The sequence below is a fragment of the Rhodococcus sp. H29-C3 genome, from assembly GCF_030063405.1.
Classification (GTDB): Bacteria; Actinomycetota; Actinomycetes; order Mycobacteriales; family Mycobacteriaceae; genus Rhodococcoides.
This window is the reverse complement of sequence record NZ_JASITC010000006.1, coordinates 155,131-169,530: the sequence shown is the minus strand read 5'-3', so window position 1 is coordinate 169,530 and position 14,400 is coordinate 155,131. Positions and strand designations below refer to the sequence as shown.

The following is a 14,400-nucleotide window of genomic DNA, read 5'->3' as shown; positions in this document are numbered from 1 at the left end:
TCAGAGTAGGGCGATGATCAGCACGATCACGAGTCCCACAGTGACGATCAGTGCAGCGAGGACGGCCTCGGGCGGGACGTCGATCCGGTCGTCGACTATGTGATCTATTCGATCGAGTACCACCTCGAGTGGATTCTTCTTCCGCGGAGGATCGAACGGTGGTGGAGCATACGGGGTCGGCGTCTCACCTTCGGTTCGATCGCTGAACCGAACGGCAGGAAGGCCGGCAATCGTGTTTCCGAATTCTCGCGAAGGGCGTCGCGATTCCGATACCGGGGTGGAGCGATGAGCCCAGGCCGGAACGACCCCGCTGGCCGATGTCACCGGGACTCCACGTAATTGGGTGATGTTTGCTCGGCCGCTGATCGCATGTCGAATGATCTCGTCGCGTGCCTGAGCCATGGTCGGTCTGCGAGCAGGATCGGGTTCGAGCATGTGCAGCAGTGGCTCGGTCAGGTCACCGCATCGAGTGGGCGGAATTATTTGGCCCCTGGCGACGCGATGCAGCAGTGCGATGGAGTCCTGGTCGATGTCGAACGGCGGTTTTCCTTCGATCGCGGTATAAAGCGTCGCCCCGAGAGAGAAGACGTCACTTGCTTCGGTGGGATCCTGTCCCCGGGCCACTTCTGGAGCGAAATAGGCAGGAGTTCCGGTGATGACACTCGAATCCGATTCCTCGACATCACCTTTGGCGCGCGAAATACCGAAGTCGCTGATCTTGACGACACCGAGGGTGCGTCCACGATCGGCGATCAGGATGTTGCCCGGTTTGATGTCGCGATGGACGATACCTGCCTCGTGTGCTTCGGTGAGTGCGTCGGCGACTTGAGCGCCGATCTGCGCAACTTCGTACGGTGGCAGTGTTTCGGCGGTGTTGAGTGCCTGCGCGAGGCTCCTCGACGGCATGTATTCCATCACGAGCCAGGGCTCGCCGTCTTCGATCGCGACGTCGTGCATGGAGATGGCGTGCAGACTCGACAATCGCGCTGCGATCCTGCCTTCACGCATGGCTCGATTGCGCACTTCGCGTGCGGCGCGATCACTGAGGCGTGCAGTGGACGTGACTTGTTTGACAGCCACTTTCCGGTCTAGCAGCGTGTCCTGAGCAAGCCAGACCGCGCCCATTCCGCCCCCACCCAGCTTGTACGCGAGTCGGTACCTGCCTGCGAGTAGGAAGTCGGGTCCGACGACCCTGACGGTGCGCTGCTTCTCGGTCACGATCACAGGTTAGTTGACTATCGACGTCCGTGCCGACAGCACTGTCGGCAGTCCGTTGTCGACCCCTCCACCTGGGCTTTCGCGTCCGTCTTGACGTGGATCGCCGCAGCGGCTTTACTGGATAGGAATTCGAAAATGTGTTCGAAGGGTAAGACTTCCCCGCTGCCCCGAGAGCTGGTTCGAGTGTACTTTTTTCGCCAATTTCCGGGGAGTACGCATGACTTTTTCTACCGGTGCTTCCATGAGTGCTACCGACTCCTCATCAGAGTTGTCCCAGTCTGAGGTGTCCCAGTCCGAAGCGTCCCTGACGGAAATGACGTTGTCCGAACGCGTCGAGCATCTGAGGCGACGCATGGCATCGGTTCCAGCACGTGGTGAGACCCGCTCCGTCAGGCAACCTATCGAACCCGTCATCCGGCCCCGCGTCGAGCCGGCAACATCCGCCCCGCGGGGGGTTGACCCTGTGCGAAGCAAAGCGGTACTGGCGGTCCCTCCTGCACTGGCGGCCATGCTTCCTTACGGCGGCTTGGCACGCGGGTCCGTCGCCGCGGTCTCGGGCGCAGGTTCGCTGCTGCTCGGCATGGTGGCGGCGGTCACCGCGTCGGGTGGGCATGTCGCAGTGGTGGGGCAACCGCGGTTCGGTTTGCTCGCAGCTGTCGAAATGGGTGCAGAACTACGGAGATTGGCCGTCGTACCCGATCCGGGGGATGACCCGGTCGAGGTAGCGGCAATTCTGTTGGACGGGCTCGATCTCGTCGTGCTCGGTCTCGGCGGTCGTTCGGTGCCTCCTTCGCGTGCGCGTGCGGTTGTCGCACGGGCGCGCAGCAAAGGGGCGACGCTTCTGGTCACCGACGGCCACTGGGACGGTGTGGAGTTACGTTTGGATGCGGAGGTGCGCAGCTACAACGGATTCGGCACCGGAGTTCGCTCGGGGCGTGGGCGTTTACGGAATCTACAGTTGGAGGTACGTGCGCAGGGCAAAGCGATGCGGCCGCGTAGTACGTGCTTCGATCTTCGTCTCGAGCGCGGCCGTATCGAATGGTCGGTCGCAGCGCAGGTAGACAGTACGACAGACAACGGAAGTACCGAGACGGATCTTGCGGTCCTGGCATGAGCCGCGTCGTAGCGCTGTGGTGTCCGGACTGGCCTGCCGTCGCAGCTGCGGCGGTGGCCGATCTGCCGGCGACTCATCCTGTGGTGGTCACCTCGGCCAATCGGGTGATTGCATGCTCGGCACCGGCACGGGCGGCAGGGGTCCGCCGAGGCTTACGTCGTCGTGAGGCACAGGCGCGATGTCCGGATGTGTATGTGGCGACGGCAGATTCGGATAGGGATGGGCGCTTGTTCGAGCCGGTCGCGGCGGCCATCGATGCTGTCGCGCCAGGTGTGGAGGTGTTGCGTCCGGGTTTGTTGATTCTGAGTGCGCGTGGGGTGAGCAGATATTTCGGGTCGGAGCACAAGGCTGCCGAAAGATTGATCGATCAGGCTTCGGGTGCGGGGGTTGAATGCCAGATCGGAATCGCCGACGAGTTGACGACGGCCGTCATTGCAGCTCGTCATGCTGCAGTCGTCCCTCGGGGCGGTGCTGCGCGTTTTCTCTCTCCACTCCCGGTTGCCGAGCTTGCAGCGGAGCCGAGCCTTGCCGCAGCGGACCGTGGAGAGTTGATAGACCTGTTGCGTCGCTTGGGTTTACGAACTATCGGTGATTTTGCGGCGCTCATGCCAGGGGAGGTGGCATCCCGGTTCGGGTCCGATGCGGTTCTCGCTCACCGCAGTGCGCGAGGTGAGCCGGAGCGTCCACCGTCGGCGCGTGCGTTGCCGCCCGATCTGAACGTGGAACACCGCTGCGACCCGCCCATCGATCGCGTCGACGCCGCTGCGTTCGCCGGCCGAGGTATGGCCGAAAAGCTACACCGCACGCTTGCCGCGGCGGCTGTGGCCTGCACCCGACTCCTCGTTCATGCATCCACCGGAAACGGTGAGAATCTGTCGCGTATCTGGCGGTGCGCCGAGCCGCTGACTCCGGAAGGAACCGCAGATCGGGTGCGGTGGCAATTGGACGGGTGGCTGACCGGGCGCAGCGAGAGTCGTCCGACGGCAGGAATCATTCTTCTGAGGCTCGAACCGGTAGAGGTCGTTGCGGCAGGTGAGCTGCAGCTGGGCTTGTGGGGAAGTGTCGGTGACGAGGACGAGCGTGCTCGGCGGGCGCTGGTACGAGTACAAGGTCTCCTCGGTGGTGATGCGGTCAAGGTAGGGGTACTCAGCGGGGGACGTGGGCCGGTGGAGCGAGTGACGCTTCGTTCGCTCGGCGATGAGCTGGTCCCGCTGCTCGATCCCGCTGCCCCGTGGCCGGGCAGGTTGCCACATCCAGCTCCTGCGGCAGTAATGCAGACACGCCCAGAGGTCGCTCTGGAAGACGGCGGCGGCAACGGTGTACACGTCACCGATCGAGGTGGTTTCGACACGGCACCCGTGGGGCTTCGGTGGGGTAGCAAGAGGTGGACCCTGCACGGGTGGGCCGGCCCGTGGTCCCTCGACGAGCGTTGGTGGGATCCGGTCGTGGGTAGCCTCGGTGCGCGTGTGCAGGTGCTTCTCGAGGAGAACCGCGCTCTGCTGTTGGTGTACGAGAGAAGTGTTTGGCGAGTCGAAGGCATCTACGAATAAGGTGGAAGAGAGCGCGGCTACTCTCGGGACTGTGAGTATCGACGTGGAATTACTCGATGTGTCCGGCGTCGACATCGCCTACCGAGATTTCGGTGGAGCCGATCCTGTTCCTACCGTGTTGGTGCACGGCATGGGCGGTGACAGCAGCACCTGGGACCGTTTCGCCGGCGTACTCACCAGTGCGGGTCGTCGGGTAGTCACGGTCGATCTGCGCGGACACGGACGCAGTGCACACGCCGACGACTACTCGTTCGATGCTTTCGGCGGCGATGTTGCGGCTGTGCTCGACCATCTCGGGCTGGCGCAGGTAGATCTGGTCGGGCATTCATTAGGCGCATACGCAGTGTCGGTGGTGGCGCAGCAGCGCCCCGCATCGGTTCGGTCCCTCGTAGTCGAGGAGATGCCTATTCCGATTCGGCCGGGAGATGCGCCACCGTCGCTCACCGGCCGCCTGCCCACCATCACCGAACTCTGGCACGCGGGTTCCAGCATCGTCAGGCATCCGCGCGCTGTCTTCGCATTCGACCGTTCGATGACCAAACCTGCTCTTGCTCAGTTTCGCCGACCCAACGCTCAGTGGTGGTCCCGGTTGCCGGACATCACTGCCTCGACACTCGTGCTTCGCGGTGGCCCGGGCGGGATGGTCGATGCCGACAGGCTCGCCATGCTCACCGGTGAGATCCGCTCGTGTCAGGTTGTGGCATTCGAGACCGGTCACAGCATCCATCGTGACGACTACCAGTCATTCGAGAGCGTCGTGCTCCCATTCCTGATGCGTGATCGAATCTGATTCTCGCGCTCTAGTATCTGCAGATGGCACTTACGGCGCAGGATCGTCCACTCATCGCTTGGACGATGATATTCGCTGTCTCTCAAGCCAATATCCTGCGTCTGTTGGGGCCTGCGGGCCCTCGGGTTCTACAGATTCAGACTGCATGGTCGGCACTCCGATACCGGCAGATCCTCGACAGCATGGACGCAGCCGCCACTGCTCGATTTCGGAGTCACTACTATCCCGATTTCGTCCATCCGGTGATCTATGCGATGGCTTTGCGTGCCGGGGCTTCGCGTCTGGGCGAACTCACCGACCTGACACCCGCCACGGCGAAGGCACTGGCCATAGCTCCGATTCTGTCCGCGGCGGGTGACTACGTCGAGAACGTCGCGGGTCTGTATCTGCTCGATCACCGCGAACAGATCACCGATTCGGAGGTTCGAGCCACGACAGCGGTCAGCGTGACCAAATGGGTACTGGCACTGGGGACTCTCGCGTACCTCGCCGGCGGGTTCGGTCGAGCAATGACAGCTGTGGGTAGAACTGGACATCACCAGTAGGTGCCCGGCACCAACCGGCCGAGTCGGCGCGCCAACTTGCCTACTCGTGCACTCGGACGGGACGGGTCGTGCGGTGGCGAGGTCAGCGGTACGAGTGAAGGCTGTGTAGGTGCAACCTCGCCTTTGGATGCAGCGGACTCCGGGAAACGACGGTAGAACTGATGCATCGTACGGTCCTTGCTTTTGGGTGTGAAGATGCTGCCGAATTGACCGAGAGTGCCCAGCGGGGTGTCGATGCGCTTCGGCTTTCGGGCGAGTGCCCGGATCACCATCGCTGCTGCCTTCTCCGGTGATACCACCGGGCCGGCATTGCCGGAACCTGTCGGGGTGATCATCGGGGTGGCCACCAGCGGCATGTGGATCGTAGTGAATGTTATTCCGTCGGATAGTGTCTCGGCTGCGGCGACGTCAGCGAAACCGTCGAGTGCGGCCTTGCTGGCTACGTAGGCGGCGAATCGAGGAGCGTGACCGAGCACTGCTGCGCTACTGACGTTGACGACGTGCCCGAAGCGGCGTTCGCGCATATGCGGAAGCAGTGCCAGGACGAGGCGAACAGCACCGAAGTAGTTGACGGCCATGGTGCGCTCGAAGTCGTGCAGTCGATCGGTCGAGCGGTACAACGATCGACGGATGGACCGTCCGGCGTTGTTGACCAGCATGTCCACGTGATCATGTTCGCTCAGAATGGTTTTCACGGTCTGTTCGACCGACTCGGTGTCGGTGATGTCGCAGGTGTACCCGAAGGCATCACCACCCCGAGCGCGAATGTTCGCCACGACGGAGTCGAGTTGTTCGGTACCGCGGGCAAGCAGAATGACGGTCGCACCTTTGCGTGCTGCCGCTTCGGCACTGGCCTTTCCGATGCCGGAGGATCCACCGGTGATGATGATGTGTCGTCCGAAAAGCGGGCCGCGAGCATCGTCGCGCCGCGCGCGGTTCGGGTCCAGGTGCGCGCGCCAGTGCTGCCACAGACGGTCGGCGTAGGTCGCCAGCGGTGGTGGGGTGATTCCGCTGCCCGACAGTGCTTTCTGGGTCGCTGCCGAGTCGAAGGTCGTCGGGAAGGTGAGATGTTCGAGCACTACAGGTGGTATGCCGAACCTGTCCAGGAGAGTGTTGCGGCCGGTGCGGACGATGTTGGTCTTCGGTGCTACGACGGCGGCAGCAACGGCTCCGGGAATGTCGATGACCTTCGCTCTCGAACCTGCGGCGTTGGAGAATGCGCGATATACCTCGTGCATCGACTGCGGTTGCGTGTTGACGAGGTGGAACACTCGTTGACCGTCCTGGCCACGATGGATCAATTCCACGATCGCAGCGGCGACGTAGTCGACCGGCACCAGATTGGTGGCCCCGATCTTCGGAACCGTGATGGGAAGCGCGGTAGGCAGTGTGGCCAACGCGGCGAAGAGGGGGAAGAAGAAGTACGGGCCGTCGATCTTGTCGATCGCCCCGGTTTCGGAGTGCCCCAGCACGACCGACGGTCGATAGACGCGCCAATCGACCGAGGATTCGCGCACGATCTTCTCGGATTGGAACTTGGTGCGGTGGTACGGGGTTGGGAAGCCCTGTCCTTTGTCGAAGTCCTCTTCGGTGAACGTGCCTGCGTAATCTCCGGCAACGGCGATCGAGGAGATGTGGTGCAACCGGGCTCCGGTCCGCTCGGCCAGTGCCACCACCGCGCGGGTGCCCTCGACGTTGGTCGATGCTTGTTCGTCACCGGCGGTCATGTCGTAGATGGCGCCCAGGTGAACTATGTGGTCGATGCCGTCCGGGATGGCATCCAATCCGAGATCGGGTTCGGTGAGATCGCCGATCAACGGGTGAATCCGGGTCTTGTCGGCGAGCATGTCGACCTGCCGTTCGAGTTTCCCGAGTGACTTCTGGCGAACCAATACGTGAATGTCGGCCGCTGGGTCGCGCTCGAGCAACAGCGGGATCAGATTTTGCCCGAGGAAACCCGTACCGCCGGTGACAATGTAGTTCGACATGGACACAACTTACTCCGAAGTAAGTTGACGGGCCAGGTCGGTGGAACCCGCCAGGGTGACCGGCGGCGGCGCTCAGTGACCGATACCCACTTTCTCGTGCACCTTCTTCATCCACGCCGGAGCCCACCAGTTCGCTTCACCCATCAACTTCACCAGCGAGGGGACGAGCAGCATGCGGATGATCGTGGCATCGACGATGAGCGCGAGAATCATGCCGAACCCCAGGAACCGCATGATCGACAATTCGGAGATGGTGAACGCGCCGGTGACGATGATGAGGATGAGCGCGGCCGCTGTCACGATTCTTCCGGTGCGCTGGGCGCCGATGACGACCGCCTCCTCTGTCGATGCCCCGCCTGTGCGCGCCTCGACCATGCGCGACATCAAGAACACTTCGTAGTCGGTCGACAGGCCGAAGACCACAGCGAGGATGAGGACCACGAAGGTCGCCTCCAGCGGCGCGGGCGTCACCCCGAGAAGATCTGCGCCATGTCCTTCCTGGAATACCCAGGTGAGCACTCCGAAGGTCGCGCCCAGGCTGAGTCCCGCCATGAGGACTGCCTTGATCGGCAACACGATCGATCCGAATGCCAGGAAAAGCAAAATGAGGGTCGAGACGACCATGATCGCAATCATGACCGGAAGCCACGCGGCGATCGCCGCATTGCCGTCGTCGACAAGTGCCCGTGCGCCTCCGACGAGCAGCTCGGTGCCATCCGGTGGTGTCATCGCGCGCAGCCCCGCCACCGCAGCACTGGCTGCATCGGCTTCGGTGCGCCCGTCGCTCGGTTCACTGAAGCTTGCTTCCAGAGCGACGACATCGTCTGTGGATCCGATGAACGACACTCGAGCGATGCCGTCGACGGATTCTGCTCGACGGGTGATGTCGGCTATCGGCGCGCCCTGCGGTTTGGATCCATCGAGGCCCCGGAGTACGACCGTTGCGCTCTCACCCGAAGATTGGAACTCGCTGCCGAGGGTTTCGACGGCGACGCGAGCGGGATCGTCCTTGGGGAGCGCGGTGTAGTCGACTTCGCCGAGTGCGACCTTCAGTATCGGCGCCGACAGTACGAGCAGTCCCGCAATGATCACTGCCGCTACGATTCCCGGCTTGCGCATCACTCGGGTCACGACGCCGCCCCAGAACTTCTGGGCGCGCGCCTCACCTCGATCCGACGCCGTTCTGCTCCACGTCAAAGAATTGATGCGTGGTCCGAGGATCGCCAGCAACGCGGGCACTGCTGTCAACGACAGGATTGCGGCGCTGGCTACAGCGGCCATGGCCCCGAAACCCAGCGACTTGATGACCGGTTGCGGGAAGACGAGCATGCCGGCAAAGGCGCAGATCAACAGCAAGCCCGAGAAGACGATCGTTCGGCCTGCCGTCAGAACTGTACGAATCGCTGCATCGGCCGGTGTCGCACCGTCGCGCATTTCTTCTCGATATCGACTGACGATGAACAGCCCGTAGTCGATGGCGAGCCCGAGACCCAGAAGCGACGCGACGTTGATGGAAAACGAGCTGACTTCCGTGAACGAGGTAAGAACACGCAGAATTGCCAACGCGCTCAGGACGCTCAGGATGCCGACGAAGACCGGGACCGCGGCGGCGACGACGCCACCGAAGATCACGATCAGCAGAACGAGCGTGATGGGGATGGCGATGGCTTCCGAGCGAACCAGATCTTCCTGGAGCGTCTGGCTGAAGGAGACTCCGACCACGGAACCACCGGCGAACTGGGAGGTGACGCCCGGTACCTCGAGCTGCGGTGGGATCTCTCCGAACGTGGCGAAGGTGATGCCGGAGTCGGGGCCGAAGGTGACCGTCGCGAGTGCCTTGGTTCCGTCTTTCGAGACCAGGAATTGCTTCGTCCCGGTATCGGCTGTCCAGTAGGAGGTGACGTTCTCGACTGCGTACTTGTTCTGGAAGCCGTCGAGAACCGAGGTGACATCCGGGGCGATGTCGTCGATGTTCTTGCCTTCGGGCGCGGTGTAGATGGCGACGATATCGGGGGTTTGCTGCCCCAATCCTGCGACGAGCTCCGATACCTCCGCAGCTTCACTACCGGGGTCTATGAAACCGCCCTCGCTGAGCTTGCCGAAGACGCCGAGTCCCCATATGCCGCTCAGTGCTACGACCACCACAGCGATGAAGAGCACCCATCGCTTGTGGGAGACGACGAACGAGGCCCAACGATTCACATTCTTCTCCGGCTCTTTCGGCTGCTGTATGTCACGGCGAGCCTAACTGCCTCGTGAGACAGATTGATTTGTGTCGTAGCCGCGGGGTCTAATGGAACATATGTTCGAACGAAAGTGAGGTGTCGGTATGGGATGGAACGACGGTCCGCCGACGTGGTCGGAAATGGAACGGGTGTTGTCCGGCCGTCCCTCGCATCCGAAGGTCGTGGACATCGTCGGAGACGGTGGTGACAGTCCTGCGTGGTCGCGCAAGCGGGTGGCCTACGAGAAGACGATATCGAAACCTGCAACGACCACGGCGTACGCGGAGCTACACGCACATTCGGCTTTCAGCTTTCTTGACGGTGCCAGCCAACCGGAGGAGATGGTCGAAGAAGCAGTACGGCTCGGGCTCGAAGCCGTCGCCATCACCGACCACGATGGCTTCTACGGTGTCGTGCGCTTCGCCGAAGCAGCAAAGGCGCTGGGCATCAAGACCATTTTCGGCGCCGAGTTGTCGTTGGACACGACGACGTCGAGGACAGGTGCGTTGGATCCGGAGGGCACTCATCTGCTGGTTCTCGCTCGTGGGCAAGAGGGGTACCGACGGTTGTCGCGTGAAATTGCCGCAGCTCACCTTGCCGGGGGAGTCAAAGGAAAGCCACGTTACGATTTCGACGCCCTGTCCGAGGCTGCGGGTGGGCATTGGCAGATTCTCACCGGATGTCGAAAAGGGCATGTTCGACGGGCGTTGGACGCCGGTGGCGTCGAGGCAGCCGGTGCGGCTCTGGCGGATCTGATCGAGAGATTCGGTGCCGACCGAGTGACCGTGGAACTGACTCATCACGGCATACCGGAAGACGACGAGCGCAACGATACGCTCGCCGAATTGGCACGGAGATTCGGTCTTCCGATCGTTGCTACGACTGCGGCGCACTATGCGACTCCGCGGAGCGGGCGTTTGGCCATGGCGATGGCAGCGGTGCGTGCACGGAGCGGTCTGGACGACGCCGCGGGGTGGTTGGCGCCCACGGGAGGTACGTATCTGCGATCCGGCGCGGAGATGGCTCGATTGTTCGAGCATCATCCCGGTGCGGTTCGTGGTGCCGTCGAACTGGGTCGAGAGTGTGCTTTCGATCTGCACCTGATCGCCCCACGACTACCGCCGTTCGACGTGCCTGCGGGCCACACCGAAGCCAGCTATCTACGTGCCCTTACCTTCGACGGTGCTGCGCGCAGATACGGCACGCCCAGTACGCACCCGGCCGCCTACGCGCAGCTCGAATACGAACTCGACATCATCGAGCGGTTGAACTTTCCTGGGTACTTCCTCGTGGTGCACGACATCGTGGACTTCTGCAAGACACACGACATTCTCTGTCAGGGAAGAGGTTCGGCAGCGAACTCGGCTGTCTGTTACGCCATCGGAATCACGAACGTCGATCCGGTGGCGAACAAACTTCTTTTCGAGCGTTTCCTTGCTCCGGAACGAGACGGCCCTCCGGATATCGATGTCGACATCGAGTCCGACCGGCGCGAGGAAGCTATTCAGCACGTGTACGAGAAATACGGGCGTGCGTACGCGGCGCAGGTGGCGAACGTGATCACGTACCGAGGTAAGTCCTCGGTACGTGACATGGCACGTGCTCTCGGGTTCTCGCAGGGGCAGCAGGATGCCTGGAGCAAACAGGTCACCCGGTGGTCGGGAGTCGGAGATCAGGCAGACAGTGGCATTCCGAAGTCTGTTCTCGAACTTGCCCAGCAGATCGAAGGCTTCCCCCGGCATCTGGGTATCCACTCGGGCGGAATGGTGATCTGCGATCGCCCCATTGCCGATGTCTGCCCTGTCGAATGGGCAACGATGGCCAATCGTAGTGTATTGCAATGGGACAAAGATGATTGTGCTGCAGTAGGTTTGGTGAAATTCGACATGCTCGGTCTCGGTATGTTGTCAGCGTTGCACTACATGATCGATCTTCTCGTCGAGCACAAAGGGCAACGCATCGACCTCGCGGACATCGATTTGAGTGAGAAAGCCGTCTACGACATGCTGCAGCGGGCCGATTCGATCGGCGTGTTCCAAGTGGAGTCGCGGGCCCAGATGGCGACGTTGCCGCGGTTGAAGCCGAGTGAGTTCTACGACCTGGTGGTCGAGGTCGCACTCATTCGACCGGGTCCGATCCAGGGTGGATCCGTTCATCCGTACATCAAGCGCCGCAACGGACTCGAACCCGTCACCTTCGATCACCCGTCGTTGAAGAAGGCTCTCGACCGCACCCTCGGAGTGCCACTCTTTCAGGAACAATTGATGCAGATGGCCATCGATGTGGCTGGATTCAGCGCTGCCGACGCCGATCAACTTCGTCGTGCGATGGGGTCGAAGCGTTCGCCGGAGAAGATGAACCTGCTACGTGATCGCTTCTACGACGGAATGCGAGACTTGCACGGCATCACCGGTGACACGGCCGATCGAATCTACGAGAAGCTTTCTGCCTTCGCCAATTTCGGTTTCCCCGAAAGTCATTCGCAGAGCTTTGCCTCGCTGGTCTTCTATTCGTCGTGGTTCAAGCTTCACCATCCTGCCGCGTTCTGCGCCGGTCTCCTGCGTGCACAACCGATGGGGTTCTACTCTCCGCAGTCTCTGGTGGCGGATGCTCGACGGCATGGAGTGCGTGTGCACGGTCCAGATGTCAATGCCAGTTCCTGGTACGCGGATCTCACTGCCGAGGGTCTCGAGATTCGGATGGGACTCGCTGACGTGAAGTACATCGGGCGGGATCTTGCCGAACGCATCGTCGACGCACGCAAAGCAGGCGGTCCGTTCGTGTCGTTCCTCGATCTCACGGGACGAGTCGAACTGTCCACTACGCAAGCGGAATCACTTGCTACCGCAGGAGCATTGGGGTGTTTCGGGATCACCCGTCGGGAAGCGCTCTGGGCGGCAGGCGCAGCAGCAAGGGAGAGGCCGCATCTACTTCCCGGGCTCGGTGCATCCACTCGTGCGCCGGTATTGCCTGGGATGAGCGATCTCGATATGGCTTCGGCGGACGTCTGGGCAACTGGAGTCTCACCCGATTCGTACCCGACTCAGTTCTTTCGCGAACAGCTCGATGCGCTGGGGGTGATTACGGCGAATCGTCTACTGCAAGTTCCCGACGGGGACCGGGTCCTGGTCGGTGGTGCCGTGACGCATCGGCAGCGCCCGGCTACGGCTGCCGGGGTCACGTTCGTCAATCTCGAAGACGAAACGGGGATGGTCAACGTGGTGTGCTCGGTGGGAGTATGGGCCAAATACCGGAAGTTGGCGCTGACGGCTCCGGCATTGCTTATCCGCGGGAAGGTCCAGAACGCCGAAGGAGCTGCGACGGTGGTGGCCGATCATCTGCAGCTCATGGACCTACGGGTGATGTCGAAATCTCGAGACTTTCGTTAGAGACCGGGCAGGATAATCTGACGCGATGACAGCACCTGCGTTCGGTGAGATGTGAAACTGCTTCTGCTCGCGGACACCCATGTCCCCACTCGGGCTCGGATGCTGCCCGGGCAAGTGTGGACCGCCATCGACGACGCCGATGTGGTGATTCATGCCGGCGACTGGGTAGATGTGACCATGTTCGGGGAGATTTCTGCCAGGTCGAAGAGGCCGATCTCGTGCTGGGGCAACAACGATGGTGACGACCTCCGTGCCCGGATGCCCGAATGCGCACGAGTTACATTGGACGGGGTTCGGATTGCCGTCGTTCATGAGACGGGCAGCTCAGCCGGACGCGAACAGCGGATGGCAGCGAAGTACCCGAGCATCGATGTTTTGGTGTTCGGACACAGTCATATTCCGTGGGACACCGTGACGGATACCGGTGTTCGGCTGCTCAACCCGGGCTCACCGACCGACAGACGTAGGCAGCCATTCTGCACCTATATGACAGCCGAAATCAACGACGGGATTTTGCACGACGTCGAACTGCATCGGCTCGAGCCACGCCTTCGATCACGCGCTCGCTGACTCGGGGACGTCGCGCGCCTGATCCACCAGGTCGTGCACCAATCGGATGATGACGTCCATGTCCGACATGACTCCGGTACGCAACTCATCCTGCTCGGCAGGGGACAGGGCCGGTCCATCGTGTCCGTCGAGGGCCATCAGGACATCGATCTTTCCCCGAAGCGTATGCAGGGGGCCCATCAGTTCCTCTGCCGCGTCGGTGATCAGACGGTTTTGACGCGCGCCGGATTGGGCCAGGGCAGCAAGCATGTCGTTGAAGCTCGTCGCCAGTGATGCAAGCTCGTCGTCACCGGTAACGGCGATCGGTTGCAAATCACCGGTGCGGGCTACCCGTTCGGTGGCGTTGCGCAAGCGTTTGACCGGACGCAGTCCGGTCCGAGCTACTGCTGTTCCGGCGATCCCGGCCAAGACGATGAGAAGGGTCCCGATCGCGACAAGCGCAAGCGTCAACTTGCCGAGTAACGGCGCGTTGGACTGTAACGACTCTGCCACCATGACCGTTTCGCCCGATACGGTCCGTTTGGCCGACAGCATGTACCCGCGCACCTCGCGGAGCGATTGATCGGTCGAGCCGGTTGCGACCGACTGTTCGGCGGCATCGAGAGTGCCGTCAGTATTGGTGAACGGCCGCGATTCTGCGGTGAAGGTCACGAGTTCGCCGTCCGAGGTCACCAACGCAACTTTGATCGCGGGCCCGTCGGTCGTGCCGACTCCGAACCCGAAGAAGGTCGAGGGAACTCCGGACGTGGCACTTGCGATGAGCGCATCGGCATTTCGAGACACTCGATCGGCTACCTGGGAGCGCAATGCTTGTTCGGTGACCAGGTAGATGGCCAGCGCGCTCACGGCAACCGCGAGTGCGGCCAGACTGATGATGAGAACTCGGATCCGGCTGTGGAGCGAGAAGTTCAATTGCCGACCCCGAGGTGCCATCGCCGAACAGACGATGCCGTAGGCAGTGAACGCGACATCGCTGAAGTATTACCTCCAGTGCTGAGAACTGTCTGAGAG

General features: G+C 62.0%; 10 protein-coding genes. 6 read left to right on the top strand and 4 right to left on the bottom strand.

Translation table 11 applies throughout. The features are described 5' to 3' along the window. On the bottom strand, positions 1–1,218 hold the full coding sequence (locus QMK32_RS15980; protein WP_269303045.1) for a serine/threonine-protein kinase: 1,218 nt from the start codon (positions 1,216–1,218) through the stop codon (positions 1–3). A gap of 313 nt (positions 1,219–1,531) precedes the next feature. Between QMK32_RS15980 and imuA' the strand changes: the two genes are divergently transcribed. Genes imuA' through QMK32_RS15960 form a run of 4 tightly spaced genes read left to right on the top strand, consistent with a single transcriptional unit; the run spans position 1,532 to position 5,217 of the window. Beyond that, positions 1,532–2,332, top strand: coding sequence for a DnaE2-dependent mutagenesis accessory factor ImuA' (gene imuA', locus QMK32_RS15975; RefSeq protein WP_283476149.1), 801 nt, complete (start codon positions 1,532–1,534; stop codon positions 2,330–2,332). Beyond that, positions 2,329–3,882 (top strand): DNA polymerase Y family protein, encoded by a 1,554-nt coding sequence (locus tag QMK32_RS15970; RefSeq protein WP_283476052.1) that lies wholly within the window; start codon positions 2,329–2,331, stop codon positions 3,880–3,882. The genes imuA' and QMK32_RS15970 overlap by 4 nt, the downstream gene beginning before the upstream one ends. A gap of 31 nt (positions 3,883–3,913) precedes the next feature. Next, positions 3,914–4,672 (top strand): alpha/beta fold hydrolase, encoded by a 759-nt coding sequence (locus tag QMK32_RS15965; protein ID WP_502943638.1) that lies wholly within the window; start codon positions 3,914–3,916, stop codon positions 4,670–4,672. Between the two features lie 23 nt (positions 4,673–4,695). Next, positions 4,696–5,217, top strand: coding sequence for a hypothetical protein (locus QMK32_RS15960; protein ID WP_283476050.1), 522 nt, complete (start codon positions 4,696–4,698; stop codon positions 5,215–5,217). Here QMK32_RS15960 and QMK32_RS15955 read toward each other — a convergent pair. Together QMK32_RS15955 and QMK32_RS15950 are read right to left on the bottom strand one after the other, a co-directional pair. Further along, positions 5,208–7,205, bottom strand: a complete 1,998-nt coding sequence (locus tag QMK32_RS15955; RefSeq protein ID WP_283476048.1) for an SDR family oxidoreductase — start codon at positions 7,203–7,205, stop codon at positions 5,208–5,210. The two genes, QMK32_RS15960 and QMK32_RS15955, sit on opposite strands and share 10 nt — an antisense overlap. A gap of 72 nt (positions 7,206–7,277) precedes the next feature. Further along, positions 7,278–9,407: an MMPL family transporter gene (locus QMK32_RS15950; protein WP_283476047.1), complete on the bottom strand. Its 2,130-nt coding sequence runs from the start codon at positions 9,405–9,407 to the stop codon at positions 7,278–7,280. A gap of 127 nt (positions 9,408–9,534) precedes the next feature. Between QMK32_RS15950 and QMK32_RS15945 the strand changes: the two genes are divergently transcribed. Then, positions 9,535–12,819, top strand: a complete 3,285-nt coding sequence (locus QMK32_RS15945) for an error-prone DNA polymerase (protein ID WP_283476045.1) — start codon at positions 9,535–9,537, stop codon at positions 12,817–12,819. Between the two features lie 51 nt (positions 12,820–12,870). Then, on the top strand, positions 12,871–13,389 hold the full coding sequence (locus tag QMK32_RS15940; RefSeq protein ID WP_283476043.1) for a metallophosphoesterase family protein: 519 nt from the start codon (positions 12,871–12,873) through the stop codon (positions 13,387–13,389). On the opposite strand, the gene QMK32_RS15935 is transcribed toward QMK32_RS15940, so the two are convergent. Beyond that, on the bottom strand, positions 13,375–14,322 hold the full coding sequence (locus QMK32_RS15935) for a HAMP domain-containing protein (protein ID WP_269303068.1): 948 nt from the start codon (positions 14,320–14,322) through the stop codon (positions 13,375–13,377). The two genes, QMK32_RS15940 and QMK32_RS15935, sit on opposite strands and share 15 nt — an antisense overlap. Positions 14,323–14,400 lie beyond the last annotated feature (78 nt).

Excerpts from the sequence above, each read along its gene's own strand:
- imuA' (WP_283476149.1), top strand. The coding sequence starts at position 1,532 with ATGACGTTGTCCGAACGCGTCGAGCATCTGAGGCGACGCATGGCATCG.
- QMK32_RS15970 (WP_283476052.1), top strand. The coding sequence starts at position 2,329 with ATGAGCCGCGTCGTAGCGCTGTGGTGTCCGGACTGGCCTGCCGTCGCA.
- QMK32_RS15960 (WP_283476050.1), top strand. The coding sequence starts at position 4,696 with ATGGCACTTACGGCGCAGGATCGTCCACTCATCGCTTGGACGATGATA.
- QMK32_RS15955 (WP_283476048.1), bottom strand. The coding sequence starts at position 7,205 with ATGTCGAACTACATTGTCACCGGCGGTACGGGTTTCCTCGGGCAAAAT.
- QMK32_RS15945 (WP_283476045.1), top strand. The coding sequence starts at position 9,535 with ATGGGATGGAACGACGGTCCGCCGACGTGGTCGGAAATGGAACGGGTG.
- QMK32_RS15935 (WP_269303068.1), bottom strand. The coding sequence starts at position 14,322 with ATGGCACCTCGGGGTCGGCAATTGAACTTCTCGCTCCACAGCCGGATC.